The sequence below is a fragment of the Paenibacillus sp. FSL R10-2736 genome (assembly GCF_038000245.1).
Classification (GTDB): Bacteria; Bacillota; Bacilli; order Paenibacillales; family Paenibacillaceae; genus Paenibacillus_AQ; species Paenibacillus_AQ phytohabitans.
Window position 1 is genome coordinate 4,662,438 of sequence record NZ_JBBOBN010000001.1, and the last position, 26,111, is coordinate 4,688,548.

The 26,111-nt window shown below is 52.0% G+C and carries 27 protein-coding genes and 1 other RNA gene; 9 read left to right on the forward strand and 19 right to left on the reverse strand.

The features are described from left to right. Window positions 1-4: 4 nt before the first annotated feature. On the reverse strand, window positions 5-1,141 hold the full coding sequence (locus NSQ73_RS20175) for a glycosyltransferase family 4 protein (RefSeq protein WP_340987883.1): 1,137 nt from the start codon (window positions 1,139-1,141) through the stop codon (window positions 5-7). 190 nt (window positions 1,142-1,331) lie between these two features. Between NSQ73_RS20175 and NSQ73_RS20180 the strand changes: the two genes are divergently transcribed. Together NSQ73_RS20180 and NSQ73_RS20185 are read left to right on the forward strand one after the other, a co-directional pair. Then, on the forward strand, window positions 1,332-2,738 hold the full coding sequence (locus tag NSQ73_RS20180) for an RsmB/NOP family class I SAM-dependent RNA methyltransferase (protein WP_340987884.1): 1,407 nt from the start codon (window positions 1,332-1,334) through the stop codon (window positions 2,736-2,738). A 115-nt stretch (window positions 2,739-2,853) separates the two neighbouring features. Beyond that, window positions 2,854-2,943, forward strand: coding sequence for a sporulation protein YjcZ (locus tag NSQ73_RS20185; RefSeq protein WP_197073075.1), 90 nt, complete (start codon window positions 2,854-2,856; stop codon window positions 2,941-2,943). Window positions 2,944-3,457: 514 nt separating this feature from the next. Here the strand turns inward: NSQ73_RS20185 and NSQ73_RS20190 are convergent. The 6 genes from NSQ73_RS20190 to NSQ73_RS20215 all read right to left on the reverse strand — a co-directional run bounded on the left by NSQ73_RS20190 (window position 3,458) and on the right by NSQ73_RS20215 (window position 9,722). After that, window positions 3,458-4,261: a Cof-type HAD-IIB family hydrolase gene (locus NSQ73_RS20190; RefSeq protein WP_340987885.1), complete on the reverse strand. Its 804-nt coding sequence runs from the start codon at window positions 4,259-4,261 to the stop codon at window positions 3,458-3,460. 654 nt (window positions 4,262-4,915) lie between these two features. Then, on the reverse strand, window positions 4,916-5,680 hold the full coding sequence (locus NSQ73_RS20195) for a pseudouridine synthase (RefSeq protein ID WP_171718427.1): 765 nt from the start codon (window positions 5,678-5,680) through the stop codon (window positions 4,916-4,918). Window positions 5,681-5,683: 3 nt separating this feature from the next. Continuing rightward, window positions 5,684-7,270: an RsmB/NOP family class I SAM-dependent RNA methyltransferase gene (locus NSQ73_RS20200; RefSeq protein WP_340987886.1), complete on the reverse strand. Its 1,587-nt coding sequence runs from the start codon at window positions 7,268-7,270 to the stop codon at window positions 5,684-5,686. Window positions 7,271-7,339: 69 nt separating this feature from the next. Further along, on the reverse strand, window positions 7,340-7,822 hold the full coding sequence (locus NSQ73_RS20205) for a DUF309 domain-containing protein (RefSeq protein WP_305954205.1): 483 nt from the start codon (window positions 7,820-7,822) through the stop codon (window positions 7,340-7,342). After that, complete coding sequence (locus NSQ73_RS20210) at window positions 7,788-8,600, reverse strand: GTP pyrophosphokinase (protein ID WP_039299775.1); 813 nt, start codon at window positions 8,598-8,600, stop codon at window positions 7,788-7,790. The genes NSQ73_RS20205 and NSQ73_RS20210 overlap by 35 nt, the downstream gene beginning before the upstream one ends. Window positions 8,601-8,627: 27 nt before the next feature. Then, window positions 8,628-9,722, reverse strand: a complete 1,095-nt coding sequence (locus NSQ73_RS20215) for a quinone-dependent dihydroorotate dehydrogenase (RefSeq protein ID WP_340987887.1) — start codon at window positions 9,720-9,722, stop codon at window positions 8,628-8,630. Between the two features lie 208 nt (window positions 9,723-9,930). Between NSQ73_RS20215 and NSQ73_RS20220 the strand changes: the two genes are divergently transcribed. Further along, window positions 9,931-10,068 carry a hypothetical protein gene (locus NSQ73_RS20220; RefSeq protein WP_171718430.1) on the forward strand — a complete coding sequence of 46 codons (138 nt, stop codon included), beginning with the start codon at window positions 9,931-9,933 and terminating at the stop codon, window positions 10,066-10,068. On the opposite strand, the gene NSQ73_RS20225 is transcribed toward NSQ73_RS20220, so the two are convergent. The 3 genes from NSQ73_RS20225 to NSQ73_RS20235 form a co-directional block, all read right to left on the reverse strand. Continuing rightward, entirely contained in the window at window positions 10,065-11,504 is a 1,440-nt protein-coding gene (locus NSQ73_RS20225; protein WP_340987888.1) for a L,D-transpeptidase, read from the reverse strand. The genes NSQ73_RS20220 and NSQ73_RS20225 overlap by 4 nt on opposite strands. A gap of 190 nt (window positions 11,505-11,694) precedes the next feature. After that, a complete protein-coding gene (locus tag NSQ73_RS20230) occupies window positions 11,695-11,937 on the reverse strand; it encodes a ferredoxin (protein WP_036702186.1) in 243 nt (80 codons plus the stop codon). Window positions 11,938-12,096: 159 nt separating this feature from the next. After that, entirely contained in the window at window positions 12,097-13,389 is a 1,293-nt protein-coding gene (locus NSQ73_RS20235; protein WP_042235047.1) for a DNA polymerase IV, read from the reverse strand. A 270-nt stretch (window positions 13,390-13,659) separates the two neighbouring features. Here NSQ73_RS20235 and cimA point away from each other — a divergent pair, with 270 nt between their 5' ends. Continuing rightward, entirely contained in the window at window positions 13,660-15,279 is a 1,620-nt protein-coding gene (gene cimA, locus NSQ73_RS20240; RefSeq protein WP_340987889.1) for a citramalate synthase, read from the forward strand. Between the two features lie 95 nt (window positions 15,280-15,374). Here cimA and NSQ73_RS20245 read toward each other — a convergent pair whose 3' ends face one another. Then, window positions 15,375-15,935: a TlpA family protein disulfide reductase gene (locus NSQ73_RS20245; protein WP_340987890.1), complete on the reverse strand. Its 561-nt coding sequence runs from the start codon at window positions 15,933-15,935 to the stop codon at window positions 15,375-15,377. Window positions 15,936-16,067: 132 nt separating this feature from the next. Here NSQ73_RS20245 and NSQ73_RS20250 point away from each other — a divergent pair, with 132 nt between their 5' ends. Then, entirely contained in the window at window positions 16,068-16,538 is a 471-nt protein-coding gene (locus NSQ73_RS20250) for a M67 family metallopeptidase (RefSeq protein WP_340987891.1), read from the forward strand. On the opposite strand, the gene NSQ73_RS20255 is transcribed toward NSQ73_RS20250, so the two are convergent. The 3 genes from NSQ73_RS20255 to NSQ73_RS20265 are packed head-to-tail and all read right to left on the reverse strand — an operon-like array spanning window position 16,524 to window position 19,774. Beyond that, complete coding sequence (locus tag NSQ73_RS20255) at window positions 16,524-17,273, reverse strand: exonuclease domain-containing protein (protein WP_042135741.1); 750 nt, start codon at window positions 17,271-17,273, stop codon at window positions 16,524-16,526. The genes NSQ73_RS20250 and NSQ73_RS20255 overlap by 15 nt on opposite strands. Beyond that, a complete protein-coding gene (locus NSQ73_RS20260) occupies window positions 17,270-18,343 on the reverse strand; it encodes a DUF294 nucleotidyltransferase-like domain-containing protein (protein ID WP_340989339.1) in 1,074 nt (357 codons plus the stop codon). The genes NSQ73_RS20255 and NSQ73_RS20260 overlap by 4 nt, the downstream gene beginning before the upstream one ends. A 42-nt stretch (window positions 18,344-18,385) precedes the next feature. After that, the gene (locus NSQ73_RS20265) at window positions 18,386-19,774 is read right to left on the reverse strand and encodes an ammonium transporter (protein WP_042135739.1); all 1,389 of its coding nucleotides are present in this window, start codon (window positions 19,772-19,774) and stop codon (window positions 18,386-18,388) included. A 679-nt stretch (window positions 19,775-20,453) separates the two neighbouring features. Between NSQ73_RS20265 and NSQ73_RS20270 the strand changes: the two genes are divergently transcribed. Continuing rightward, on the forward strand, window positions 20,454-20,885 hold the full coding sequence (locus NSQ73_RS20270) for a MerR family transcriptional regulator (RefSeq protein WP_340987892.1): 432 nt from the start codon (window positions 20,454-20,456) through the stop codon (window positions 20,883-20,885). Between the two features lie 33 nt (window positions 20,886-20,918). After that, window positions 20,919-21,596 (forward strand): zinc metallopeptidase, encoded by a 678-nt coding sequence (locus NSQ73_RS20275; RefSeq protein WP_371916272.1) that lies wholly within the window; start codon window positions 20,919-20,921, stop codon window positions 21,594-21,596. A gap of 39 nt (window positions 21,597-21,635) precedes the next feature. Here NSQ73_RS20275 and NSQ73_RS20280 read toward each other — a convergent pair whose 3' ends face one another. Next, entirely contained in the window at window positions 21,636-22,553 is a 918-nt protein-coding gene (locus tag NSQ73_RS20280) for a LysR family transcriptional regulator (RefSeq protein WP_039299738.1), read from the reverse strand. A 14-nt stretch (window positions 22,554-22,567) separates the two neighbouring features. Beyond that, on the reverse strand, window positions 22,568-23,194 hold the full coding sequence (locus NSQ73_RS20285; RefSeq protein ID WP_042235039.1) for a rhomboid family intramembrane serine protease: 627 nt from the start codon (window positions 23,192-23,194) through the stop codon (window positions 22,568-22,570). Between the two features lie 113 nt (window positions 23,195-23,307). Here NSQ73_RS20285 and tpx point away from each other — a divergent pair, with 113 nt between their 5' ends. Next, window positions 23,308-23,826, forward strand: coding sequence for a thiol peroxidase (tpx, locus tag NSQ73_RS20290; protein WP_340987894.1), 519 nt, complete (start codon window positions 23,308-23,310; stop codon window positions 23,824-23,826). A 176-nt stretch (window positions 23,827-24,002) separates the two neighbouring features. On the opposite strand, the gene NSQ73_RS20295 is transcribed toward tpx, so the two are convergent. The 3 genes from NSQ73_RS20295 to NSQ73_RS20305 all read right to left on the reverse strand — a co-directional run bounded on the left by NSQ73_RS20295 (window position 24,003) and on the right by NSQ73_RS20305 (window position 25,763). Then, window positions 24,003-24,392: a DUF1499 domain-containing protein gene (locus tag NSQ73_RS20295; protein ID WP_039299722.1), complete on the reverse strand. Its 390-nt coding sequence runs from the start codon at window positions 24,390-24,392 to the stop codon at window positions 24,003-24,005. 256 nt (window positions 24,393-24,648) lie between these two features. After that, window positions 24,649-24,840, reverse strand: a non-coding RNA gene (gene ssrS, locus NSQ73_RS20300) — 6S RNA. A 104-nt stretch (window positions 24,841-24,944) separates the two neighbouring features. Beyond that, entirely contained in the window at window positions 24,945-25,763 is an 819-nt protein-coding gene (locus tag NSQ73_RS20305) for a YesL family protein (RefSeq protein WP_076244234.1), read from the reverse strand. A gap of 177 nt (window positions 25,764-25,940) precedes the next feature. Between NSQ73_RS20305 and NSQ73_RS20310 the strand changes: the two genes are divergently transcribed. Then, a complete protein-coding gene (locus tag NSQ73_RS20310) occupies window positions 25,941-26,036 on the forward strand; it encodes a hypothetical protein (protein WP_039299719.1) in 96 nt (31 codons plus the stop codon). Window positions 26,037-26,111: the final 75 nt, after the last annotated feature.

The following is a 26,111-nucleotide window of genomic DNA, read 5'->3' on the forward strand; positions in this document are numbered from 1 at the left end:
ACCCTCACCCCTTCATTCCCGGCTGAAACTGCAGGTAAGTCTTCTTCAGTTCATTGGCTACCCGGGTCAGGGAATAGAGGCTTTTGGCCTTATCCCAGGCCGAACGGGACAGCTCATAACGGTAGCCGGGATCACTGATCACTTTCTCAAGGGCATCTGCCAGTCCAAGCTCATCATCCGGATTCACCAGCAGCCCGTTGACGCCATCTTCAATCTGCTCGGGAATCCCGCCGACATTTGTCCCGACAAGTGCGAGGCAGCTGAGTGCAGCTTCCGCAAAGACTGAGCCGAATGCCTCCGCCCGCGAAGGGAGGACAAAAATATCAAAGAACGGCATGAATTCCTCCGGATGCAGCGTATAGCCGTAAAAGATCGTTTCATTATAAATCCCCAAATCCTGCGCCAGCTGCTCCAGCTCCGCACGGCTCGGTCCGTCCCCGATAATATGCAGTACGTATTCATGACCCCGCTTTTTGAGCTCGGCACAAGCCTTGAACAGTGTATCTATCCCTTTGGCCGGTACCAGACGGGTAACAGTGACCAGCTGCGGAATATCATTGTCATGCGGCACAGGCTTGAATCTCTTCTCGTCGAACCCGTTGGGAATGACGCCGATGCTCGCAGGATGATCAATATAAGGAGTTAAATATTCGGCAAAAGCGCGCGAAACCGTCATCAGCCTGTCGCTGACATGCTCCAGCTCGCGGTAAATCGAGGCCAGAAACTGATGCTCCAGGCCGCCCTCCTGGATGGCTCCATTCAGAATCAGCTCGCGTTCATAGCTGGAGTGCAGCGTTTGAATTAAAGGAATTTCCGGATATATTCTTTTCATCGCCAGCCCGGCAATCGGGTGATGGGCATGGATCAGATCATAGCTTTTGCTCATCCGCAGCTTCGTCCACCAAATATAATCGCGGTAGGTTTGGATATATTTTTGCACAACCGGACTTTCGCCATATTGCGTCCAGTCAAAGGTTTCAAAGACAATTTCTTCGCGTCCCTTGCCCCGGATCCGTTTGGGCAGCCAGAACAAATCCATCTCCCAGCGGCTGGACCGGAAGCGTTCCTGCAGATAAGGGATCATAGAAGATACACCACCGGGCTGCTCCGGCGGGAAGAATAGCGCTTGCAGCAAGTTCATAAGGTACATCTCCCTTTACAATTGCCCTGATTACGGTGAGACCCGGCAATTATGATATAGTTGTGTATATGTAGAAGTACAATTACAGGTACGCTAAGGTCCATACTTTGATTTTATCGGTATCTACCTGAAACAGCAACTAAGATGACAGCTTTACTTATCTTGGATTTTGACTAGAGGAGAATGAAGTATGAATGAAGAACGGCTGCCTGCCGCTTACACCGCTGACATTAGAGAGATGCTGGGGGATACGGCAGACGCTTTTCTGGAGAGCTATCATGCACGGCGGACCCAGGGTCTGCGGTTCAATGGTTTAAAAAGCATTTCAGATCCGGGCCGCGCCGCAGCGGAACAAGCAATATCCCAATTTAGCCTGACTCCGGTGCCATGGTGTCCGGCAGGATTTTATTATGAAGAGCCTGCACGGCCGGGGAGACATCCTTACCATACCGCCGGACTATATTATATTCAGGAGCCCTCGGCAATGTCCGCAGCTGAGCTGCTTGGACCGCTTCCCGGGGAAACTGTACTCGATCTGGCTGCCGCACCGGGAGGCAAAACCACCCATATTGCCGCGCTGATGCAGGGACAAGGCTTGCTGATATCCAATGAAATCCACCCGGAACGGGCCAAAATACTCGCAGAAAACGTAGAGCGGCTTGGGATAGCTAATGCGCTTGTCACCTCGGCCACCCCGGGGGAACTCTCCAAGCGGTTCTCTGAAGTTTTTGACCGGATTATGCTTGATGCCCCTTGCTCCGGTGAAGGAATGTTCCGCAAAGATCCCGCTGCCGTAAGCGAATGGTCACCGAAGCATGTGGAGATGTGCGCGGCCAGACAGTGGGATATATTGCAGGATGCCTACCTTATGCTGAAGCCGGGCGGCAGTATGGCTTATTCGACCTGCACCTTTAACCGCAAAGAAAACGAAGAGACGATCGAACACTTCATACAGAGCTATCCCGATATGGAGCTGATCATTACGAAACGGCTCTGGCCTCATTTGGAAAAAGGTGAAGGGCATTTCGTAGCCCTGCTGCGCAAGGCAGCTGGAGAGGAAGATGCCGAACCTGCACAGCGCCAGGGCCGCAGCAAACGCGGAGACCGCGGCAAGAACAGTCCGAAAGTAAGCTCCTCGCTCCGGGATGCCTACCAGCAGTTTATGAGCTGGTCGTCGGTAGAACTACCCGGCTTTGCCGGAAGCGGCGTACCGCTTCTCTTCGGTGAATCCCTGTATCTGCTGCCCGAAGCATTCAATGACCGGCTGCACACCGGCCTGCTCGACGGCCTTAAGGTTCCGCGTGCCGGATTGCATATTGCGCACTTGAAGAAAAACCGGATCGAACCCGCCCACGCTCTGGCCATGGCGTTAAGACCGGATCAGGCGGCGCGGAGCTATGATATGCCTGCCGGGGGTCCGGAAATCCAGGCCTGGCTGCGCGGAGAGAGCCTGCCTGTTCCGGCCAGCCTGCATGGCTGGACACTGGTCAGTGTGGATGGCCTGCCCGTAGGCTGGGGCAAAGCCAGCTCCGGCCAGCTGAAGAATCATCTGCCCAAGGGCCTGCGGATTCTGAAAGCCCATATTGATGAGGTTTAGGCTGCTGACCAGTTCAGGGAGCCTCCTTGCGCATATGATGTCATTATCCCATGGAGCTCCGCTGAACTACTAACGCGGCAATGGGAACAGACATGAGTCAAGGGAGGAATCAGACATGGGTGCAGTTCCAGGCTTCACATCGACCGGTGCGATTTTGGTGCTCTTCATATTGCTCGTTATCATTTCCCGTTCGTTGTTTGTCTAATTCCGCTTAAGCAGCATAGCGTATAGACACAAGCGGCCCGGCCGTTCCTTTGAGGAGCGGCAAGGCTGCTTTTTTGCGCTTTTTATTTGCGCTTTTTATTTGCACTTTTTATTTGCGTTTTACATTTTCACTTTACATTTCCACTTTTTATTTGCGTTTTTCTTTTTATCTGAACGGGGAACTCCACAAAAAAAGCACAGTACAGAGCCGCCAAGGCACTGAACCATGCTTTATGTAAGCCTTCGTCTTCAGCAAGCTTCACTGATCCTAAATGCTGTGAAGCAGCCCGGGCTGTGGGAATAGTTGGATTTTCAACACTTAATCATTCCGTCTCTGCTGCTTTGCCAATAATAAGTGGATTATCGTCACTAATTCCGCCCATATTCCCGATATTCTCCAGAGGGAGTGGAATTAAGTGTCTTTTTTCCAACTGCTGCCCTGTGTCCGGAGATTTCCGCATAATTAGATGACGTTTTTCCACTTAGTACACCGCCGGGGCCAATCAAGACAGAAGTCAGGAAGACAGGCAGTATTTCACCAGCGCATCGCGCACGCCATTGTCATTATTCGTTCCGGTAAGCGCATCTGCTGCTGCCTTGACCTCAAGCGGTGAGTTGTCCATAGCAACACCCAGGCCGGCATACGTCAGCATAGAAATATCATTATAATAATTGCCGATCGACAGGACCTGCTCCTGGGGAATGCCCAGCTCTGCGGCCAGGTTCTTCAGGGCATTGCCTTTGGAGGCTTCCGGGTGCATGAAGTCCACAAAGAACTCTCCGCTGCGCAGAATGTTGTACTGCTCTCCCCAGGTAGACCATTCCCGCTGCGCTTCATCCAGAATATCAGACTGCGTGAACACGGTGAATTTCACAATCGGTTCGCGGAAATCCTCCCAGGCCGGCAGAGATGCAGGCATAATCCGGAAATGCTCATACATGAAGTTGGCTTCCTTGGTCAAGTTCTCGACATTATCGACATACATATCGAATGCAGTGTTAACGTCGAAATGAATATCATGTTCGCGGCAATACGCAATATACGGATCGAGCCCCCTGGCGTCCATTCCATATTGGTGCAGTACTTTTCGGTCCTTCACACTCACCGTCACCGCTCCGTTATGCCCCAGCACGTACCCCGACAAGCCCATCTCTTCCATGAACGGAATCGAATTCTGCGGGCTGCGTCCTGTACACAATACGATCTGACCGCCCTGGCGGGTAACCTCGGCAATGGCCGCTTTATTCTCGTCACTTAAGTGATGATCATCGTCCAGCAGCGTTCCATCCACATCAAGTGCTATCAGCTTGTATTTCATACTCCACCATCCTTATTTCTCTGTATAATATTTACCTCACTCTGTATCAAAAGCTTACCTAAACCCCATCAACTAAGATTTCGTTTATATCAAAGGTTGTGTAAATCCTTCACCCGCGCAGCTGCCCAAAATCGGCTGAATAGTGCGTGAGCCTCGGAGGTACGGTAAGCGAGCCATTACCGTAACCCGATTACGGTATGCAATATGCTTAATTGTACTTTGTACAACTAAAACGTCTGATTTACAACCGATTCTCCGTTTAGTTGTATTTCGTACAATTAAACTGCCATTGCGCCTTGGTTTTCACCCATTTGGGCAGATTTAGTTGTACAGAATACAGTTATAAGACGTAAGCATCCCTTTTCGCTGTTTTTAATTGTACATTATACAACTATCTCTGAATTTTCATTTGGACGGAGCAAATCAAAAAGCAGCATTGTTGAATACACTCACTTTTTCAGTTCTGAAGTTGCATAGCTCGTATCCGCTACGGTCCGGTGTACGTGTACAGTCGTTTCAGCTTTACTGCATGCAAGCCCAAGCCCCGGCGGTCCGCCGAAGTTGTATTAACCTTCCACCATTTAGGATCTGGCAATCTGCCAGGTCCGCTCTTCATTTGCTGGATACGCCGCTGCATCACTTATACCCGCCACCTTATTCTTCCGCTCCGCCCCCGCGCAGCAGCTCCAGCTCTTCAGCAGTCAGCTCCCGGCAGGCACCGAGCGGCAGGCTCTCATCCAGCTTCAGCTCACCCATCGATACGCGCTTCAGGAAGACAACCTTCTTCCCGACCGCCACGAACATCCGCTTCACCTGGTGGAATTTGCCTTCCGTGATCGTGAGCGAGATATACGACAGCACCTTGCTGCCTCTTTCTCTGCTCAGAATCCTCAGGCTTGCCGGAAGTGTCACATACCCATCCTCCAGCTCCACACCGGCTGCAAAAGCGGCCACATCCGCTGCATCGACCTCACCTTCGACCGTAGCTTCATAGGTTTTGGGTACATGCTTGCGCGGGGACAGCAGCTCATGAGCCAGCTTGCCGTCATTGGTGAGCAGCAACAAACCCACGGTATCCTTATCCAGCCGTCCCACCGGGAACGGCTCGAACAGCGCATACTCAGCTTTAAGCAGATCCAGAACAGTACGGTCGCGTTTGTCCTCAGTCGCGGACAGGACGCCCGGCGGTTTATTCATCATCAGATAGATGTATTCACGGTAGAGAACCGGCTCACCGCCAACCTCGATCACGTCCTGCCCGGGGTCTACATGAAAGCCGCTGTCTTTGACGACAGCACCATTCACCGTAATCAGCCCCTGCTTCGCCTGCTTGCGGATATCGCTGCGTGAGCCAATGCCCATATGGGACAATACTTTATCAATCCGCTGCTTCTTATTCGTATTTCCTGCTCCACTCATAACCTATGTCCACCTCCAGCCTGCGGGATATTCGTTCTTCAGCATACCGTCCTGCCATTTGCCCCAGCCTGCGCTGAAGCCGTCAATGCAGACGAGCATGTAACCCTTGGAGGCATGACCGGCCTTAATGGACAGGCGCTCTTCCGGAATCGACAAGGTCTCTCCCTTCAGGTAGGAGACAGCTTCACCGCTTGCACTGGACAGCGACACACTTCGGCTGCTCTCCGCAGGATGCAAGGCTATTGCCAGCGGATGCCCGGGAATGAACCGGCCGCTCTTCATATGACCGACATACCAGCCCGGACGGATCGTCTTCAGTCCGTCCAGCGCTTCACGCGGCAGCGGCGAGATATATAAGTGATCTCCGAACCATACCGGATATCCGGCGGGCAGCTTCCCAAGGAGCTCCTGAATAAAATCAGCATATACCGCAAGTGACGCTTCTTCTCCGGTTCCCTGGACCTGCCGTCCGGCAGCAGCTCCAGTTTTGCCAAGCCCCCGTCCGCCCTTGCCTGCGCGCCCGCTATCTGCTCTGCCGGCTGACGCTTTGGCAGGGGAAGCGGACCTGGTATCCCGGTTACGCGGAGAAACGGATACGGTCGCCTCTTTGAAGTCTGCCCTTGCTTCTTTGAAGTCTGCCTTTGCTTCTATGAAGTCTGCTCTCGCCTCTATATCTGCCACTCCAGCTATATCAGGACTTCCGTCATGCCGCAGCACGGCCATGAAGTGTCCTTCGCCCTTGACCTTATGCGGCCACAGCCGCGCAGCTCCCGGCAATGGACCTAATCCGGCAGCAAAAGAACCGCTGCCGCCCACCGGTACCAGCGAGAACTGCGGATGACCGGATAAGAAACCGTCAATCATCTCTTCGTTCTCTTCCAAGGCGAACGTACATGTCGAGTATACGACCATTCCGCCCGGCTTCAGCGCTGCCGCTGCCGCCGCAAGGATCTCACGCTGCATACCCGCATATTTGGCCGGAGTTTCCGGTTCCCACTGCTTGACCATATCCTCGTCCTTGCGGAACATGCCCTCACCGGAGCAAGGCGCGTCAATCAGTATCCGGTCGAAGAACCCGGGGAATGCGGCTGCAATCCGCTCCGGGCTCTCATTCAGTACAATTCCGTTACGCACGCCGTACAGCTCTAGATTCTTGGCAAGTGCCTTCGTCCGTTCCGGATGCAGGTCGTTGGTAACCAGCAGACCTTCGCCTTGCAGCTTGGCGGCAATCTGCGTGGATTTGCCGCCGGGCGCGGCACACAGATCCAGTACCCGGTCACCCGGCTGAACGCCAAGCAATTCGACCGGTGCCATGGCACTGGGCTCCTGGATATAGTATAACCCGGCATGATAATACGGGTGTTTGCCGGGTCTGGCTCCCTCTCCGGTATAGAAACCGGTAGGGCACCAGGGAATAGGCTCCAGCCCGAAAGGGGATCGTCCGCGCAGCTCGTCCACAGTAATTTTCAGCGTATTTACGCGGATTCCTCCGTAGGGGGACTGCTTATATGTATCCACAAATTGATCGTATTCAGTTCCCAGCAATTCTTTCATGCGCTCCATGAAAAGCCCGGGCAGTTGTGCCGCCATGATGCCGTCCTCCTGCTCAAATAATCAAGGAACACCCCTGCGGGTGCTCCTAATGTTGCCTTGCTATATTCAATCCGCTCTATGCCTGGGTCTATCCGGCCGCTGCGGCCCCCGGCGCTGGGGAAGCTGCGGCTTAAGAGACTGCGCAGTCATTCCCGCCGCTTCTTCCAGCACAGGGTCAACAATACGGATCGTCAGGTCATAATAGGGAAACGGCTGCTCTTCATAAGCTTCAAGCCGGGCGGCATACTCTCCCACTTCCTGCACGAGCTTCGCCAGATCAATCCCCAAGGTAACCGCCGGATATCCACGCAGTACTTCATAGGACTGCCTCAGCATGATCCGTCCGCCGCGCACATTGGCGTTACGGAAATGATACAGCCCGACCGCTACCTGCAGCAATGCTTTGTAGAGCGGGTCGCGCTGCTGTTCCAGCCATAGCTCCTCAAGCACCTCATGACATTCGAAGTAATCCCTGTCCCGGTTGAAATAGATCAGATACTCCAGGTACAGCGGCTCATAGGCCATCCGGCTGGCTGCCCTTCTTGGCATTCGAGAGCAGCTCCCGCACATGATCCAGCAGCTCCCGCATAGCGTCCATATCCTGCACCTGCCAGATGGCATTGAACCGCTCCTGGCACTCAATCGCTTCATTCACGAGGTGATAGAAATACAGCTGATGGATGGCTTTGAGCAGTTGGGTCGTCGTATTCGAGTTCTCCTCGAAGGTCTTCTGGGCTTCCAGAATCTCTTCACGGATACTGGACATCTCGCTGTCCAGGATCGATGCCGCTTCCGCTGCCGTCTTCAGGCGGACGCGCATTTCATCCGGCAGGCTCTCGCGGTATTTATAATTCAGCGAATGCTCAATGGTTGCCCAGAAATTCATCGCCAGCGTGCGGATCTGGATTTCGGCCAGTACAATCTTTTGTCCAAGTGCAGTCTGTACCGGGTATCTGATGATCATATGGAAGCTGCGGTATCCGCTTTCCTTGTAGTTGGTGATGTAATCCTTCTCATATAACACTTCAAGGTCCTTGCGGGCGCGGATGTACTCCGCCACTCTGCGGATATCCTCGACGAATTGGCACATAATGCGAATGCCGGCGATATCCTCAATGCCCGTTTCCAGATCCTCCATCTTCACGTTTAACCGCTTAGCCTTTTCGAGTATGCTCGACAGCCGTTTGACACGTCCGGTTACGAACTCAATCGGTGTATATTCTTCTCTCTTCTTGAGTTCCGAGCGCATTGTCTTAAATTTAACCTTCAATTCCTCCACAGTCTGTTCATATGGAAGTAGAAAAGTTCCCCAGTCCCTGACGTCCATCGCCTTGTCCTCCTGTCCATTCATCCTTCAGTGATGATCAGCGCCCACCGCTTCTAGGAGCCCCCGGAAACCGTCCCGCCGCAGCAGCTGCCGTAATCCGGCATGCACTTTGCGGTTAACCTCCGGTCCTTCATAGATGAGTGCTGTATAAATTTCGACCAGGCTTGCGCCTGCCCGGATTTTGTCATAAGCATCCTGGGCTGTAAAAATCCCGCCCGAGCCGATAATCGGCAGCTTGCCGCCGGTCTGGCTGTAGATTCTGCGGATAATCTCTGTGGAGCGGTCACGCAGCGGCTGGCCGCTGAGTCCTCCCGTTTCACCGGCTTTGTCACTCTTCAGCCCTTCACGGACGAGTGTCGTATTGGTGGCAATCACGCCGTCCATTCCAGCCTCTGTGATTGTATGTACCATATATTCCAGCTCGGCGTCGCTGACATCGGGAGCAATCTTCACCAGCAGCCCTTTGGCTTCTCCGGTCTTCTCCCGCTGCAGCTTCATCTCTTCCTTCACCTGGCTAAGCAGGTTCGAGAGCTCGCTGCCATGCTGGAGACTCCGCAGATCCGGCGTATTCGGCGAGCTGATATTGACCACAAAAAAATCACCGTACGGATATAGCGTACGGATACACTGGCGGTAATCCTCATGCGCCAATTCATTCGGGGTGGCCTTGTTGCGCCCGATATTGACCGCAACCGGAATCCTGCGCTTCTTCATCCCCTTCAGGCGCTCAGCCATGGCCGCTGCGCCTTCATTGTTGAAGCCCATCCGGTTAATCAGCGCCTTGTCCGGCAATAGGCGGAATAACCGCGGGCTGTCATTGCCCGGCTGGCCCAGCGGCGTCACTGTGCCTACTTCCATAAATCCGAAGCCGATTGAAGAGAAGCCTCCTACCGCTTCAGCATTCTTATCCAGTCCTGCAGCTAAGCCTACCGGTGTGGGGAAATGCACGCCAAACAGATCCACTGCCAGATCGGCAGTCTCAGGAACACCGTACATGAGGCGCATCGCCGCACTTCCGCCGGGAACTAAATTCGCTTTATTTAGTCCGCCTATGACGAGATGGTGCGCCTTCTCCGGGTCCATTTTAAAGAAAATTGGTTTACCAAAATGTCGATACAGCACCGTTCTCGCTCCTTCAAGGGAACCATAAATCGCAGGTTGACTCCCGTATCTATAGGTTTCTTCTTAATTTTATCCGTTTCCGGGTGAAAAGAAAAGTTTTTTGCCGCAGCGATTGTTCCAGCCTGTCCCTCAGAGTATAGTAATTTTCTTGTAAACGCATTACAATGTAAGGGTAATCACAGATAAAGAGAGAAAGAAGGATGACAATATGTCAACTAAACGCAAACCTCCTACCCTGCAGCAGAAAAAAGAAGAGGTTAACCGCAAGGCAATCCTATGGATCAGTGCAAGTCTGGTACTGCTGGTTCTTCTCATTGTCGTTTTGTTTCTCGTAGCAGGGAACTAATTCAACCAATGGTAGACCTTATGGGGGTTGGTCTGATTTGGGGGCGTATCCGAAGGGAACCGGTCCTCCGGCACGGCTAGCTCCTCAGGCAGAACCCCTTTACTAATCTGCACTTTCGTGCCCATCGGCACCATCGCGAACAGCTCCTCCACATCCTTCCGGCTCATCCGGATACAGCCCAGTGATTCATCCTTCCCGATGCTTTCCGGTTCATTCGTACCGTGTATCGCATAATTACTGTCCGAGAGCTGCATGCCCCGGCTGCCGAATTCTCCGTTATCACGTCCATTCGGATTGACCACTTTATCCCGAATGACGAAATTCCCCTCAGGTGTGTTGTCACCGCCAAGTCCAACTGCATAGTTCCGCAGAATAATATTGCCGCTGGTTACTGCCAGACGGTGTTTTTGTTTATCTACAATAATCGTGAGCGGTGCTGTAAAAAAGGGCATTTCCGTCCCACCGGCTCCGCTGCCATCCTCAGTACTGCCCCCGCTTGTCTGACCTTGCCCCGTTGAACCGGCGGCCGGTGTTACGGCAGGCTGCGGAGAGGGGCTTGGCACTGCAGCAAGTCCCGCTGCTGCCCCGCGGAGCGGACCGAACTCATCCTTCATCAGCGGTGTCGTGCCGCCCAGCCAGTTGGCCGGAAAAGGCTTCACCAGCTCCTGTAGCGAACCGGGAAGGGCCCCCTTGCTCGTCTTATAGGCCCGCATGGCACTCCAGAGCACGGCAAGCTCCTCCTGCTTCTCCTGCCACAGCTCCGCCTCCTTCTTGATTTCCGCCGGATCAGGCGGCTGGCAGTCACATACAGCCGGATTATAGGACTGGTACACTACGCGTCCGTCCCCGCTCTTGGCAAGCGTAGCCGCCAGCGGAAGCTTCTTCTTCCACACCAGCCACTTGCCCGCCCGCTCCATGCTTAGCATCGCCGTGGCGGAAGGCGTTTGTGCCTTCTGCAGGATACCCGCCAGTCCCTGGCCGCCGGAAACGGCATCTGCCCCTACAGCGGTGAAGGACAGGCTTGGCTGAACTGCCGTAGTCTCTTCTTCATCTGATGCCGGCAGCTCAGCCAGGGCAACAGCCGCATTCTCCCCGTCCGGTGCTTCAGAGCTTTCCTGGCTTACCCCCGGCGCCACTGCAGCCGGGATCAGCAACAGCAGCAGAAGCATCAAGGCCAGCAGTACACGGCGTTTCCGCAGCCTGCCTGCCTGGCGTTCCCGGGCGGATTGCAGCAGCCCATCCTCATATTGCTTCAGCATATCGGCCGGCACCTTGCTGTGCTCAAAAGCTTCATACACTTCGCCGGCCTGGTTGAAGCAGTAATTGGCTTTTCCCTGCTGACCGTTCTTATAGTATTCCTTACCGAGCAAGTACCATGCCATCTTGTTATCAGGATGCATCTGCACATATGCTTTAAGATGCTGCGAATTTTTCACATTGGCCTCCGGGAATCTATGATTCAACTTAGTTTCTTTATATTTTATATCGGTCAGGACATTAAAAAAAGACATCTCAAGCCGCATTTATCACGGTCAGGAGATGCCTTTATGTTAATGTAAGGATCAAATATAAGTATCACCCTATATCCGATCCTTACATTAGGTACTGATGAATTGAAGTCCGGACTTAGCCTTCTTTGTTGAACGGCGCATCCGCAATCTTAATGGAGTCTGTTGGACATCCGTCAGCGGAATCCTGCAGGTCATCGAACAAGTCGTCCGGAATCACTACATTCCCGTGGTTACCGTCATTCTCGTAGATCACTTCTGCCAAACCTTCGTCATCGTAATCAAAAATATCAGGGGCCGTCGCGCCACAAGCACCACAAGCGATGCATGTATCTTTTTCGACCCAAGTGTACTTAGCCATTTTATCTCTGCCTCCCGTTAAACAATACAGCCTGCAGTAGCAGCCTGTTATTTTTCTCATATTAATATAAATAGGATACAATTTCAATGAATTTTCAATGTGTTTACAGTATTGCCCTATTAAACGGCCGCATCCAGGCTGCAATTCCGGGCCGATATCTCAGTCGGTATCCCGGTCCGCGCCGCTGAGATTGTCCTTCTGCAGCGAGGTTCCCCGCTCCTTGTGATTGCGCAGCCGCGCCGAGTGGCTGTCGGTGAGCATCCCTGCTGTCAGCACCGCATTCTCGCCGAACTTGTTGCGCAGCATATCCATCGCCTTATTCAGCGATTCCTTCTTCGGCTGCCGTTCGTAATCGAACAAGTCCAGCTGAATGGCGGAATCCTCCTTGAGCGTCAGCCCCTGAAGGGTCACCCCCAGCAGCCGTACCGGTTTGTCGCCCTTCCAGTGGCGCGCGAACTGGTCCAGAGCAGCCTTATAGATGTCTTCAGCGCTCTCTGTAGGTGCCTCCAGCTGGCGCGAACGGGTAATCGTCTTCATATCCGGTGTACGGATCGTAAGCTGCACTCCCGCAGCGACCAGACCCTGCTTCCGCAGCCGCCGAGCCACCTGATCACTGAGATTCAGCAGGATCGGACGCGCCTCCGCAAGCCCCACCACATCCCGCGGCAGCGTAGTCGTGTGGCCGATGGACTTGCTCTGTTCCCGCTCAGGGTTCACTACCCCGTGATCGATCCCGTTGCCGGCCCGCTTCAGCCACGAGCCCATCACGCCAAAATGTCCGACCAGCATCGCCTCATCCGCTGCCGCCAGCTGTCCAATGCTGTAAATACCCAGCTTCTTCAGCTTCTCGGCCGTCTTGCTGCCGATTCCGAACATCTCGTTGCAGGGTTTGTTCCATAGAATGGACGGCACATCGCGCAGCCGCAGCACGGATATGCCATTCGGCTTTTTGAGATCAGAGGCAATCTTCGCCAGCAGTTTATTGGGGGCAATCCCGATGGAGCAGGGCAGACCCAGCTCTTCCATAATCCGCCGCTGCAGCGTCTCGGCAATCTGCGGAGGGGTCCCGAATTGGCGCGAACCGGTAATATCCAGATAACATTCGTCTATCGATACCGCTTCAAGCAGCGGAGTATAGCTGTAGGCAATCTGCATAAATGCATTCGAGTACTTGCGGTATAAATGAAAGTCCGGCTTAATAAGGATTAAGGATGGACAGATTCGCAGCGCCTTCTGCACCTGCATCCCGGTTGAGATGCCCAGCCTGCGTGCGGCGTAGGAGCAAGTGACGATAATCCCACGTCTGGACTCCACGCTCCCGGCAACGGCCGTCGCTTTACCTTTATACTGCTCCGGATCCTCCGCCTCATGCACCGAGCAGTAAAAGGCATTCATATCCACATGTAGAATAACCCTGCCGCTTGCCGGATAATACTGATCCACATTCTGCATGGTATCTACCTTCTTATCTTCAGGGTTCCATTGTTATTGTCAGCATACCTCTTCACCTTGCGGGAGGTCAACTTGCAGAAGAGCCTCTTGTGGCGTTTAAGTGAAAAGTTCTTTGTTACTTTCCCGCGTAAAAATGCTATAATATAAAAATTAATTTCATATATGTGTATGCTAACTACAACTACAACTTAAGCTAATGCTTCCGAGGCCAGTTTTGCACGAAGCGGTTTCAAGGAAGTTATGCTAAACAACACTTTTAGGAGGACACTCATGTCTAAGTCTATCTCCATCTTCGATACTACCCTGCGCGACGGCACTCAAGGCGAAGGGATCAGTCTGTCGGCGGATGACAAGCTGAAGATTGCCCGGAAACTCGACGATCTGGGTGTCCATTATATTGAAGGCGGCAATCCGGGAAGCAACAGCAAAGACATTGAATTTTTCAAAAGAGTCCAGGAGCTCCACCTGAATGCCAAAATCACGGCATTCGGCAGCACCCGGCGCAAGAATTCTGTAGCGGAGCATGACGACGGGCTGCAAAGAATGATTGATGCCGGCGTTCCGGCAGCGACCCTGGTCGGGAAGTCCTGGGACTTCCACGTTCATACTGCGCTGCAGACTACCCTTGAAGAGAACCTTGCCATGATCGGCGACTCCATCTCCTACCTGAAACGTCAGGGACTGGAGGTCATTTTCGATGCGGAGCATTTCTTCGACGGGTATAAGAACAATCCCGAATATGCTTCTGCCGTACTCGCCCGTGCCCGCGAAGCCGGAGCCGACTGGCTTGTAATGTGCGATACCAACGGCGGAACCCTGCCGCATGAAATTCAGGAGATCGTCTCCGGCATGGGCATCCAGCTTCCGGGTGCTGCTCTGGGCATTCATACACACAACGATTGCGAGCTTGCGGTAGCTAACACTTTAAGCGCAATCGGTGCGGGTGTACGTCAGGTCCAGGGAACCATCAACGGCTACGGCGAACGCTGCGGTAACGCCAATCTGTGCTCCATCATTCCAACCCTGCAGTTGAAGATGGGGTATCACTGTATCCCGGGAGATTCGTTACCCCAATTAACCAACACCGCCCGGTTCATCAGCGAAGTCGCCAACGTGAACATGCCGGTAAACCAGCCTTATGTCGGAACCGCGGCTTTTGCCCATAAGGGCGGCATTCATGTCTCGGCCATTCTGCGCGATTCGCGCACCTATGAGCATATCGCTCCCGAGCTGGTCGGCAACAAACAGCGTGTGCTTGTCTCTGAACTCGCAGGACAGAGCAATGTATTGTCCAAAGCCCAGGAGATGGGACTCAGTCTCGATCCAAGCAGCGAACAGGCCCGCAAGGTTATTGATAAGATCAAGGACCTGGAGCATCAGGGATATCAGTTCGAAGGGGCGGATGCCTCGCTTGAACTGCTGCTCCGGGAAGCTACCGGGGAGATGAACGAGCTGTTCACCTTCGAGTCGTTCAAGATGCTGGTAGAGAAAACTTCCGGCCGCCCCGTCGTCTCTGAAGCCTTCGTCAAACTGAAGGTCGGCGGCGAGAACCTGTATACTGCCGCAGAAGGCAATGGTCCGGTCAATGCGCTGGATAACGCGCTGCGCAAGGCGCTGCAGACGTATTTCCCGCAGCTTAAGGATATGCACCTCTCCGACTATAAGGTCCGGGTGCTTGACGAGCAGGACCAGACCGCAGCGAAGGTTCGCGTACTCATTGAATCCAAAGACTACGGAGACACCTGGAGCACAGTAGGCGTATCCAGCAACGTGATTGAAGCGAGCTGGGAGGCACTGGTCGATTCTATGCGCTATGCCCTGCTCGGACAGATTTCGCTGGATCATGGCACCCAGGCCAGCAGTGAGCCGAGAGGCTTAGTCAATCACTAACTGCCTTTATCCATAGGTTGCTCAAAAGCAAAAGCCCTCCGGTGCGGAAGTACATCCGCACCGGAGGGCTTTGCAGCACCTTGCCGCCGGCCTCGTCAGGAACCGGTTAAGGCGATAATCTTCTGCTCCAATTCCTCAGCGGTCAGGACACCAAGAATGATCTCGCTAATTACACCCTTCTTGTCAATTAGTACATTAGTCGGGAATACGGCTCCATTATATTTATCGAAGATCTGGCCTTTCAGATCATACATCACCGGAAAAGCCAGCATGTACTTTTTGACAAACCGTTCTGCGTTCGGTTTATAATCCTGGCTGGTAACATTGATGCCGTAAATATCCAGCACATCGCTGTATTTCATTGCCAGCTTGTTCAGCTCCGGTGCTTCCTGCTGGCAGGGATCACACCAGGAGGCCCAGAAATTCAGCATTACCGCTTTCTCCCTTGCTCCCCCGACTTCATACTGTTTGTCGCCTTCCTGCAGCATGAATGAAGGGGCTCTCAAGCCTGCGGAAGCACCAGTCTCCGGCTCCGCCTGCTGTTGAAGGACCGCGACCGCTTTCGGCTCAGCCTTGCTTCTATGCTCTATGGCAAGAACGGCCAGAAAAACAATCAGGGCCAGAACAGTCAAATTCCGTTTATGGACTGCTTTCATAGGAGTCAGTTCCTTTACTTAGAGGATTTTCCTCTATTGTACCCCCACCTGCTGCAGTTTCAAACGTTATTTGCAATAAAAAAAGAGGATTCCGCCAAAGACGAAATCCCATAAAGAGAGAGGGGTGAAGATATGACAGCGAGCCAGGGAATCCCCCAGTCGATCAGACTGAGCTCTTCCGTACAGCATATGCTGGGGAAGCATCTGCTATCCTGTTATCCGCAGGAAGCCTGCGGAATCCTGCTGGGAGCTGCCGCAGCGGGCGGCATGTGTATCGACAACTATGTGCCGGTACGCAACGTAGCGCCTGACCCGCTGCATTCTTTCGTACCTGATCCCGGAGAGTGGATCAGAGCCGTATACCGTGAACCCGCACCTGTCGGATTCTTCCACTCCCATCCGCATGCTGCGCCCTGGCCTTCTCTTGCCGATCTGAACGGCCTGTCTTCGCTGGGGCCTGAGTTCAAGGTATACCTGATCGGCTCTCCGGGAACCGGCCATACCGGTACTCCGCTGCTGAACGGCTTCCTAATACAGCGTACGGACAGCAATGGCTCTGTACAGACACCTGCCTTACAGCATGTGCCCTTAAGTCCTGCTTAGATAAGCGTACAGATCGCCCAGTGTCTCCACCTGGTTCTTCTGGGAAATCTGCCGGAGATACGCTACCCATAATTTCGCCGTCATTTTGGCATCCTCCAGCGCATGATGACGGCCTTCAATCGGGATCTCGTGGATGGCCAGCAGCTCATCCAGCGTGTAATTACTGCGGTGCGGCTCCAGCCAGCGGGCCAGCATCATCGTATCCAGTACCCGGTGGGTCAGCTGCACCTTGGAGGTTTTCCATAAGGCGGCATTCAGAAAAGATTTATCATGTGCACTTCCATGTGCCACCAGTACTCTCTGTCCGACAAAGGACATGAAATTGTGCAGTCCGTCCATCAAAGACGGGGCACTGGATGTCATTTCCTCTGAAATCCCGGTCAGCCTGGTAATATTATCAGGAATAGCCGTCCCGCAATTCACGAGCGTGTAGAAACATTCGTCTTCCTTAATCTCTTCCCCTACCACACGGATCGCCCCGAAGGACATAATTTCATCCCCGCCCTGATGGGAGAAGCCGGTAGTCTCAAGATCAAATATAACGGTCTCCAGCTCAGAGAGCGGCGTGTGCAGCACTTCCGGACGCCGTTTTTCGCGCATAAGAGAACGGATAAAAGCCATCTGCTGTGCGGTTTGCTGCGCCGATTCTCCGCCTCTCATGGAAGCGATGGCGGATGGCATTCCGCCTTGTCTCAGGTTATTCCAGAACCCTCCGCCTTTGTTCGGCTCCTTCATGGCTGTCTCCTTTCCGCGGACCGGAGCTGACGCTGCAGGGCCTTGTGCAGGCGCCTGACCAGCAGCAGACTTTCCCGCAGCTCACTTCTGAGCTGCTTATTCTTCAAATCATTCTCGGCATAGTAATCACTGCTTGCTAGCAAGCCGTCCTCCACCGTATAAGGCGTATTCACACGCATCTTCAAGGCAGTCAGAAATGCCCGCCGGATCTCTTCAAGATGCTGGTATATGTCCAGTTCAGCCAAATGCTCAAGCCTCTTCAGCGTCGAAGAATCCTGTATCCCGTGCAGCAGCGACAAATGCCTGACAATATTGACAAGCGGGATATAAAGCCCGTATTTGACATCAAAACCGCCTGCATAATCGCCAAATCGCTCCGTGAGCACCTGTCCAAGCAGATTAAGCGTTGCTTTATGACGCACGGTATTGCGCAGCACAGCCATCGCCAGTTTGTGATTGTCTGCAAAACCGGCATGAAAAGCTTCCTTCCACTTCGCGGACAATTCTATGCTGCCGGCCACATGGCGCATATCGGAAGCTATGATCAAGTAACGGACAGGCTCCCATTCCAGCTGCTCCATCCATCCCGCCAGCTGATGCTCCCATTCAGGCAGTGTTTTACGCCACAAAGGCTCGGAGCACATCACCTTGCCATCGCATTTCTCGTATCCTGTAGTTTCAAGCACATCGGACAACATGGCTCCAAAGGCTTCGAAATAGCTTTTCTTGAGCCCATCCAGCTCTCCTTCTACAATCAAACCATTATCCTGATCACTCCACAGCGTAGCTTCCTGTCTGCCTGCACTGCCGAATACAATAAAGGAATAGGCGCAGGGAGGCAGGCCATAGCCCGCCTCCTTCATCTGCGCCTCACATATGTGTACCGCTGTTCTTGCAATCTGATCATGCATTGCATTCACCCGGCACATCCATTCCTCAACCGGAATAACGTTTAATTGCTCCAGAAGTACTGTTTGACAAGCGGTACGCCTGGCCTTAAGCTCCTGCGGCGAACCGGCCGTTACGATGGACAAGTATCTTTCATCTTCGTTCCAGTCTGCTGTCTCCATCGAAGCCACTCGGTCCGCCTCCCTATTGAGTAGAAGATATAATTATTTCAAGGGTTTGGATTCCGATTCTGTAATCAGTTTCATTTGTTCAGGATAACCGTAAGTACCATGCTCACTGATATCCAGACCCATCAATTCTTCTTCTTCCGTTACACGAAGTCCGATAACCATCTTCATCACGTAGAGGATAATGAAGGACATCACCGCTACGAAAGCAAAGGTTCCGATGACACCAAGCGCCTGTACTCCCAGCTGATGTGCCCCGCCGCCGTAGAACAAACCGGCTTTACCGACACCAACAGTTTCAACAAGCTCAGGTGTTGCGAACAAGCCTGTAGAAATGGCTCCCCACATCCCTGCAATACCGTGAACGGAGAAGGCGTAGATCGGATCGTCGAGACCTGCACGTTCCAGCCACTGTGATGTCATGAACGTGAATGCACCAGCGATAAATCCAATAAGAATTGCTGCCCAAGGTTCTACAAATGCACAGGCACCAGTGATAGCAACGAGTGCAGCCAGAACACCATTCAGCATTGCCGGAATATCCGACTTGCCGAAGTACAGCCAGGAAGCAATCAGTGCCGCCAGACCGCCTGCAGCAGCAGCCAGGTTCGTTGTCAGTGCCACGTGGCCGAAGAATCCGCCCATCGGGGACAATGCACTACCCGGGTTGAAGCCAAACCAGCCGAACCAGAGAATGATAACGCCGAGTACTGTGAATACCTGGTTGTGACCAGGAATGATAACCGGTTTGCCTTCTTTATTGAACTTGCCCAGACGGGGTTTAAGGAGGATTGTAGCCACAACAGCTGCAGTTGCACCTGTAAGATGGACAACCGTGGAACCTGCATAGTCCTGCATGCCCAGCTCAGCCAGCCAGCCACCGCCCCATACCCAGTGAGCTACAACCGGGTAGATCACTACTGAGAAAAGAATTCCGAAGATGATGTATACGCTCAGCTTCGCACGTTCCGCCATACCACCGGATACGATCGCCAGAGAAACCGCTGCGAAAGCCATTTGGAACAGGAATTTAACATTTAGAGTGACATCGGAGAATAACAGGGATTCGAACGAGGAAGCCGTTGTATCTCCACCGTAGAAGAAGCCTGTAGTACCGAAGAAGCTATTGCCGTTACCGAAGCCAAGACCAAAGCCCAGAGCCCAGAAACACAAGCTTGCAATGGCCAGTGTCAATACCGTCTTACCGGCAACGTGGCCGGCATTCTTCATCCGGACCGAACCTGCTTCAAGCATTGCAAAACCAGCTTGCATAAAGAATACAAGGATAAATGCCAGGAACGTAAACGCAGTGTCAAGTCCGATTTGCAGATCCGGTGTTGCCGGACCCTCAGCTGCAAATGCGCTGACCGGATAGATCATCAGTGTAACCATGGCCAGGAACATCATCAACATCTTTTTTTTCATACTTTACCCCACTCCCCAATGTTATATTTTCTAACAAAGCGTGAAACTCTTAATGTCATTATAATCAGAAGTCAGGGAAATTGACAAGACTATTTTTTTGAATGTTTTAATTTATTATCGGAAGCTCACGATTTATTCACCGTATGACAATTCCCCTGCCAGATCGCAGATAATCCGCAGAAACCGCCAACTTCCATACCAGTCAAGGATGCAAGCGCATACACTTCGTGTAGGATTCAAGATCTTTCATTATGTATTTTTATTAATATCAGTTAGTAAACATACCTTTTCACGCCGGATTTTACCTGACATCCCCCTTGTTTATCTTCAATATAAAATATGTTTAACTGCTTTTCTTAAGCGGCTGATTAGAATATCCGGGATATTTTGGGTACTTAAGTCAATACATCACATGTTGTGTTATATATAAACTTTGCCTTCCCTGTCTGAATCCCCACCATTATGGAAATTTATGCTCCCGCACTCCGCAAAGAAGGGATCACCTCATATAAATAAACAGCGCATCTTTCAGAAATTACAGCATATACTTTAAGTAAGCGTGACGTTTGACTGTATGGTTTGCAATTTGGTATCATTAATTATAAGAATAATAAATGAAGCAGAGCACATCGCTGTATTACAGCCTGCCGCTTCGAGCGAGGTGAGATGACTTGGAGATATGACCCTTTACCGTATTGGTGAGCTGGCCAAGGCGGCCGGCACGAGTGAGCGTACCATTGATTATTATACGAAGCTCGGACTTATTACACCCGAATCAAGAAGCATGAAGAACTACCGGCTGTACAGTCATGAAACCTTGATCAATTTACAACGTATTAATCAGCTAAAGCAGGAGAAATATACATTGGAAGAAATCAAATCCCTGATGGGCAAATGGAACGCAGCTACACCGGAAGCCGAGGTCTCGGGCAAACTGGTTCAGCTTGAGATTCAGATGCAGCAGCTTGAGCGCGAAGTCAAGGCTCTTGAACCGGTAATCAGCGGTTTGAAGCCCGGACAGGCCAACCGGGCATTAGCAGCATTAATTCCGCAAGGCGTTGCCTGCATGGAAGCGATCCGGCTTCTGCTGACGCAGGGGCCGTCAATGTAACAGCTTGTAACTTAAAGTGGAGGAATGAGACATATGATGCCCCTAATGTATCTATTATTAATTATCGCTTTTATCTTCTCCGTGTGGGCCCAGTTCAGGGTCAAGGGTAATTTCAAGAAATGGGCCAAGGTGCCCAACATGAATGGATTGACAGGATATGAGGCCGCCCGCCGTATGCTCGACGCAAACGGATTGTACGATGTACCTATTGAACCGGTACGGGGTACCCTGTCTGACCACTACGACCCGATCAACCGTGTTGTCCGGCTGTCTGAGCCCGTATATTATGAAAGCTCCATCGCAGCGGTTTCCGTCGCTTGTCACGAGATTGGCCATGCGATTCAGCATAAGGAACATTATCCGATGCTGACGCTCCGCCACCGGATGTTCCCGGTCGTTAACTTCGCATCAGGTGTTGCACCCTTTATGCTGCTGGCCGGTTTTATTTTCAGCTCATTGAACCTTATAGGTCTGGGGATCATTTTCTTCTCGGCCGCAGTAGCTTTCCAGCTTGTCACGCTGCCTGTCGAGTTCAATGCCAGCAGCCGGGCACGCCAGATTATGGTCCAGCAAGGCTTCATCCGCAATGAAGAGGAACGCGGGGTCGCCAAGGTCCTGAATGCCGCAGCACTCACGTACGTGGCAGCAGCATTAGTCTCGCTGCTCGAGCTTATCCGACTGATCCTCATGTTCCTGGGGAACCGCGACTAAGAGTTAGCTTTAGATAATTACAAACAATACCCCGGTAGGCTAAGAGCCGACCGGGGTATTGTTTTGCTGTCTGTCTTTGAAATATGTTAGCAGGAAGGTACGGAATGAACGGGCCACCAGCGGCAGCTTGCCGTCCGCCCTGTGAATCAGCCCCACAGTTCTTGTTACCGAGGGTTCAACGACCCGGACCTGCGCCGGCTGCATCGGATTGGTCTGGTAGAACGCCATCTCCGGCAGCAGACTCACTCCCATCCCGGCAGCTACCAGACCGCGGATCGTATCTGTCTCCCCGCCTTCAAAAGCGATCTGCGGCTTGAACCCCGCCTGCAGACAAGCCTGCCATACAATCGGCCGCAGTGAGTAGCCTTGGCTGAATAAGACAAATTTCTCTTCCCGCAGCTGTTCCAGCCGGATCACTTCCTCTCCGGCCAGCGGATGATTCTGCGGCAGAATGGCGAACAGCTCTTCAGTCATTACAATATCTCCGGCCACATGCCCGTCATTCTCCGGAAATGGAGAAATGAAGGCCAGGTCCACCTCACCCGAAATTACATCCTTAATTAAGGACGGATAGGCCCCTTGCTTAAAGCGGAATTTAACATGCGGATAATGACGGCGGAATTCCGCAACAATGGAAGGAATAAGATGGGTCCCGAGGCTATGCGGGAAGCCGATGCGGATCTCCCCGCGCTCCGGATCAAGGAATTCATGAACCTCCGCCACCGAGCGGTCCAGTTCATTAAGGAGCGACTCTACTCTTTTGCAAAAGAGCTGTCCGACGGGAGTAAGCTGCAGGTTCCTCCCTTTCTGCATGAACAGATCTACACCGAGCTCCTGCTCAAGCTGATGAATCTGGCGGCTTACTGCAGATTGTGCGACATGCAGCTCCTCCGCCGCTCTGGTGACATGTTCCTTTTGGGCAACCTTTAGAAAATACTGCAGCTGTCTAAGCTCCACGTCTACACCCTCTCTTATCGTCGGTTTCGTTTGAACACGCGGATCATTAGTCCGTAAATGAAGAAGCCGGCTACCAGACCGCCGATATGGGCCATATAATCTACATGCGGTGTGGCAAACGACATAATAATCCCCATCACCAGGAGGCCGTACAGCGTCTTGCGCGAGCCCTCGTCCATCATCGTTCTTTGCAGTAACGCAATGTAGAGGAATGCTCCATAAACGGCGTAGATGGCTCCAGAGGCGCCTACAGAGACAATCCCGATCTCTACTACTCCGCGGCCGCTGATGGCAACCCCCAGAAGGTTCGCCAGGAACCCGCCGGCCAGATACAGCAGCGCATACCGCCACCAGCCCATCAGCCGCTCCAGGGGAGGCGCAAATACCAGCAGGGCGAAACTGTTAAAGAACAGATGGGCAAACCCGTTATGCAGGAACATGGCCGCAGCGTAGCGCCACAGCTCTTCTTTCTCCGGTCCGACATTTACCGTTGCCCCGAACTTCACGAGAGTCTGCAGATTCGTTGAGCCGCCATTCAGTGACAGTACAATGAACATCAGCACATTGGCCAGAATCAGCACACAGGTTACCGGATAATACCGGAGATAACTTTTCCACTTCTCGTATCGTATGAAAATCATAGCACCCATCCTTTTATGTATGTTTGTCCGGCTCGACATTCAGCTTCTAAAAAGATTATAATTTATTGTGGCAGTAACAATCCAATATTGCAATCCAAGGAGGAAACAAGGACATGACGCAAGAAAGAACAGGCGTAGCTACTTTTAAAGGCAGTCCCATTACTCTCGTAGGACCTGAACTGAAGGCAGGAGATTCCGCACCGGCATTCGTGGTAAGCAAGAATCTGCTGGAAGATGCTTCACTCGGTGATTATGCCGGCAAAATAAAGCTGATCAGCGTTGTGCCTTCCCTCGACACCGGCGTGTGCGATGCACAGACCCGCCGCTTCAACAGCGAGGCTGCCGGTCTCGGCGATGACGTGGTTATCCTCACTATCAGCACAGACCTGCCTTTCGCTCAGGCACGCTGGTGCGGCGCTGCAGGCATTGACAGTGTAATTACACTCTCCGACCATAAGGAAACCTCTTTCGGACAAGCCTATGGCGTACTTATCAAGGAATTCCGTCTGGATATGCGTTCCATCTTCGTTGTGGACAAGAATGACAAGCTGGCTTATGTTGAATACCTCAGCGAAATGGCGGAGCATCCGGACTATGAAGCTGCCATCTCTGCTGTTCGGGCACTGCTGTAACCGCAAGCGCACCATACTTATACATTTTCAGTCTTACTTTTGTGAAAAAAAGCGGCAGAAGGTCATCCTTCTCCCGCTTTTTGCGTATGATGAGCCCTATTTATTAATGCCCGGCACGGCCTGTACCGCGCTTAGAAACCGCATACAATCTCTGGACAGAAAAGTGCAGCTTGCTCTTAGTCAGCCTTATATTTGCCCAGCTTCTTATCGAGTGACTGGTACAAACGCTGAATGACACGGTAATTGGCACCCAAATCGCCAAGCGATCCTCTGGATGCGGAATACATATCTACGGCACAGCGTACCGGAGAGGTACTCAGCACAGATACGGTGATATCCAATGTGCGGCCGAACGCCGTTCTCTTCTCCAGGGTGATCTCCCCTACAGACTGTACTTCGTGAAGCACTTTGAATCCAGGAATCTTCTTCAGCGTTGCGGATACTTCATCCCACGCCTTGTCTCTTGAAAGAGTGTAATAACGTGTTTTGAGTGTCGGATCTTTTGCACGGTCGCTTGTTCCGTCATGACTGCGAAATAAACCGACCAAGGTTCTTTTCAACGACAAAATTCTTCCCCCTCTTCAAATCCCAAGTTCATTACTCTAAGTGTAACACTCTTATCCCCGGAACAAAAGAGCATAGCGCACTTTGTCCGGGTAAATAGCCCAGCCATGCAGGGCAGTCCTAACATCCCGCTTCCATTAGCTGGCGGGAACAGCAATGCACTTACAAGTACTGCTCACAAAAAAAACGGAACACACACCATAAAAGGCACCCTAATCCTGCAGTGAGCAGGTAACAGGGTGCCTTGTCAAAAACAGTAGAAAACCCGCCTATGCCGTCCGGCTGCAGTGTCTTCTGAACCTGCTATAGCAGGTGGGTGACCGCAGAAGTCGTTTTTGAATTCCCCAAGTCGTATAGACAGGGCTGTTCAGCCGCGCTTCATGTAGATCTCCCAAGACATTATCATTGGTTCAAAACAACGAGCAACCATAACGTACATCGCAGGATTTATTAATATTATATTGCGTTTTAACGAAAAAGTAAACCTGTATGCGCTTTAATTAACACTGGAATAAATTTCCGTCAAAATTATTGATCTTTCGGTTACCGGAATGTTAACTCTTCTTGAGGTTAATACCCTCTTCCGCTTCCTCATCATCCTCGTCAGAAGGCATGCCTTCATTCTCGGCTGCTTCCAGCGCCGCCTGCTCTTCAGCCAGCTTCTTCTTCTCCACCTGCAGCTGCAGCTTGTTGTACGTTGCATAGAAGTTAAAGAAAGCAAGCATAGCAATGAATGTAGGAATACAAAGAGCGTAGAGCACCGGATACCGCAGACCTATATAGAGAAGAACCGCTGAACCAATTAGTGTTGAGAATACACGGATCGGCCGGGCGATGGTCAACAGAATGGAGTTGGTCACCACTTCCTTGAAGGTCATCTGGTAATGAACCACGATCGAGAAGAAATTGAACATGGAAACGAACAAAATAATCATCAGCACGAGCATCAGGATACCGACGATTTTGAAATTGGCCATTTGTGTCATGTATACGGTAACATCAACGTACATAATCACAAACAGCAGGGTGTAGATAATACCTCCAAGCATGCTTTTGAAATAATTCTCTTTGTACCCCTGAAAAAAAGTGCGGAATGTGCTTACATCTGTGTTACCCATCACCCATTTGCGCACCACTGTAAACAACGCCGCCGTAGCGGGAAATACAGTGAATGGCGCGAGTACGCCAAGTACCCAGTTGAGCGTGATCTGCTCATTCGGTCCGCCTGCTTCCGAACCCAGCATAATCATCTTCATAACTCCTGCGAACAGAAATGGAACCGAACACAGTGCCCACAAAATATTACTGAAGGCAATACGTGATATCCATTCTGTGATGCGGTATAAACCGCCCATTGCTCCCTTAAACTCCAATTCCCTTCCTCCTGTCTATCTAGCGCATACTGCGTATCTTAACTATACCCTATTTGACCCGGACTTTTCCAGCGCCCAAGTTTACAAGTTATAGGTAAGTGTCTACGCAAGCTCTGTGATTCGTCCATATATTAGAATCGTAACCACAACAACCACTGTTTAAAGGAGGTTAATCCCATGTCCGCACCCGGTTGCTGCAATCCTTGGACTTCCACCGGCACCATTCTGGTCCTGTTCATTCTGCTCGTCATTATTACCCGCACTTTCATCTAATCGTGCATGATAAGGATAAGGTATTACTAGAAGTATATAATTTCCTATATCTGCAAAAAAAGAAGACGAGAACCG

Excerpts from the sequence above, each read along its gene's own strand:
- NSQ73_RS20175 (WP_340987883.1), bottom strand. The coding sequence starts at position 1,141 with ATGAACTTGCTGCAAGCGCTATTCTTCCCGCCGGAGCAGCCCGGTGGT.
- NSQ73_RS20180 (WP_340987884.1), top strand. The coding sequence starts at position 1,332 with ATGAATGAAGAACGGCTGCCTGCCGCTTACACCGCTGACATTAGAGAG.
- NSQ73_RS20185 (WP_197073075.1), top strand. The coding sequence starts at position 2,854 with ATGGGTGCAGTTCCAGGCTTCACATCGACCGGTGCGATTTTGGTGCTC.
- NSQ73_RS20190 (WP_340987885.1), bottom strand. The coding sequence starts at position 4,261 with ATGAAATACAAGCTGATAGCACTTGATGTGGATGGAACGCTGCTGGAC.
- NSQ73_RS20195 (WP_171718427.1), bottom strand. The coding sequence starts at position 5,680 with ATGAGTGGAGCAGGAAATACGAATAAGAAGCAGCGGATTGATAAAGTA.
- NSQ73_RS20200 (WP_340987886.1), bottom strand. The coding sequence starts at position 7,270 with ATGGCGGCACAACTGCCCGGGCTTTTCATGGAGCGCATGAAAGAATTG.
- NSQ73_RS20205 (WP_305954205.1), bottom strand. The coding sequence starts at position 7,822 with ATGCCAAGAAGGGCAGCCAGCCGGATGGCCTATGAGCCGCTGTACCTG.
- NSQ73_RS20210 (WP_039299775.1), bottom strand. The coding sequence starts at position 8,600 with ATGGACGTCAGGGACTGGGGAACTTTTCTACTTCCATATGAACAGACT.
- NSQ73_RS20220 (WP_171718430.1), top strand. The coding sequence starts at position 9,931 with ATGTCAACTAAACGCAAACCTCCTACCCTGCAGCAGAAAAAAGAAGAG.
- NSQ73_RS20230 (WP_036702186.1), bottom strand. The coding sequence starts at position 11,937 with ATGGCTAAGTACACTTGGGTCGAAAAAGATACATGCATCGCTTGTGGT.
- NSQ73_RS20235 (WP_042235047.1), bottom strand. The coding sequence starts at position 13,389 with ATGCAGAATGTGGATCAGTATTATCCGGCAAGCGGCAGGGTTATTCTA.
- cimA (WP_340987889.1), top strand. The coding sequence starts at position 13,660 with ATGTCTAAGTCTATCTCCATCTTCGATACTACCCTGCGCGACGGCACT.
- NSQ73_RS20245 (WP_340987890.1), bottom strand. The coding sequence starts at position 15,935 with ATGAAAGCAGTCCATAAACGGAATTTGACTGTTCTGGCCCTGATTGTT.
- NSQ73_RS20250 (WP_340987891.1), top strand. The coding sequence starts at position 16,068 with ATGACAGCGAGCCAGGGAATCCCCCAGTCGATCAGACTGAGCTCTTCC.
- NSQ73_RS20255 (WP_042135741.1), bottom strand. The coding sequence starts at position 17,273 with ATGAAGGAGCCGAACAAAGGCGGAGGGTTCTGGAATAACCTGAGACAA.
- NSQ73_RS20260 (WP_340989339.1), bottom strand. The coding sequence starts at position 18,343 with ATGGAGACAGCAGACTGGAACGAAGATGAAAGATACTTGTCCATCGTA.
- NSQ73_RS20265 (WP_042135739.1), bottom strand. The coding sequence starts at position 19,774 with ATGAAAAAAAAGATGTTGATGATGTTCCTGGCCATGGTTACACTGATG.
- NSQ73_RS20270 (WP_340987892.1), top strand. The coding sequence starts at position 20,454 with ATGACCCTTTACCGTATTGGTGAGCTGGCCAAGGCGGCCGGCACGAGT.
- NSQ73_RS20275 (WP_371916272.1), top strand. The coding sequence starts at position 20,919 with ATGATGCCCCTAATGTATCTATTATTAATTATCGCTTTTATCTTCTCC.
- NSQ73_RS20285 (WP_042235039.1), bottom strand. The coding sequence starts at position 23,194 with ATGATTTTCATACGATACGAGAAGTGGAAAAGTTATCTCCGGTATTAT.
- tpx (WP_340987894.1), top strand. The coding sequence starts at position 23,308 with ATGACGCAAGAAAGAACAGGCGTAGCTACTTTTAAAGGCAGTCCCATT.
- NSQ73_RS20310 (WP_039299719.1), top strand. The coding sequence starts at position 25,941 with ATGTCCGCACCCGGTTGCTGCAATCCTTGGACTTCCACCGGCACCATT.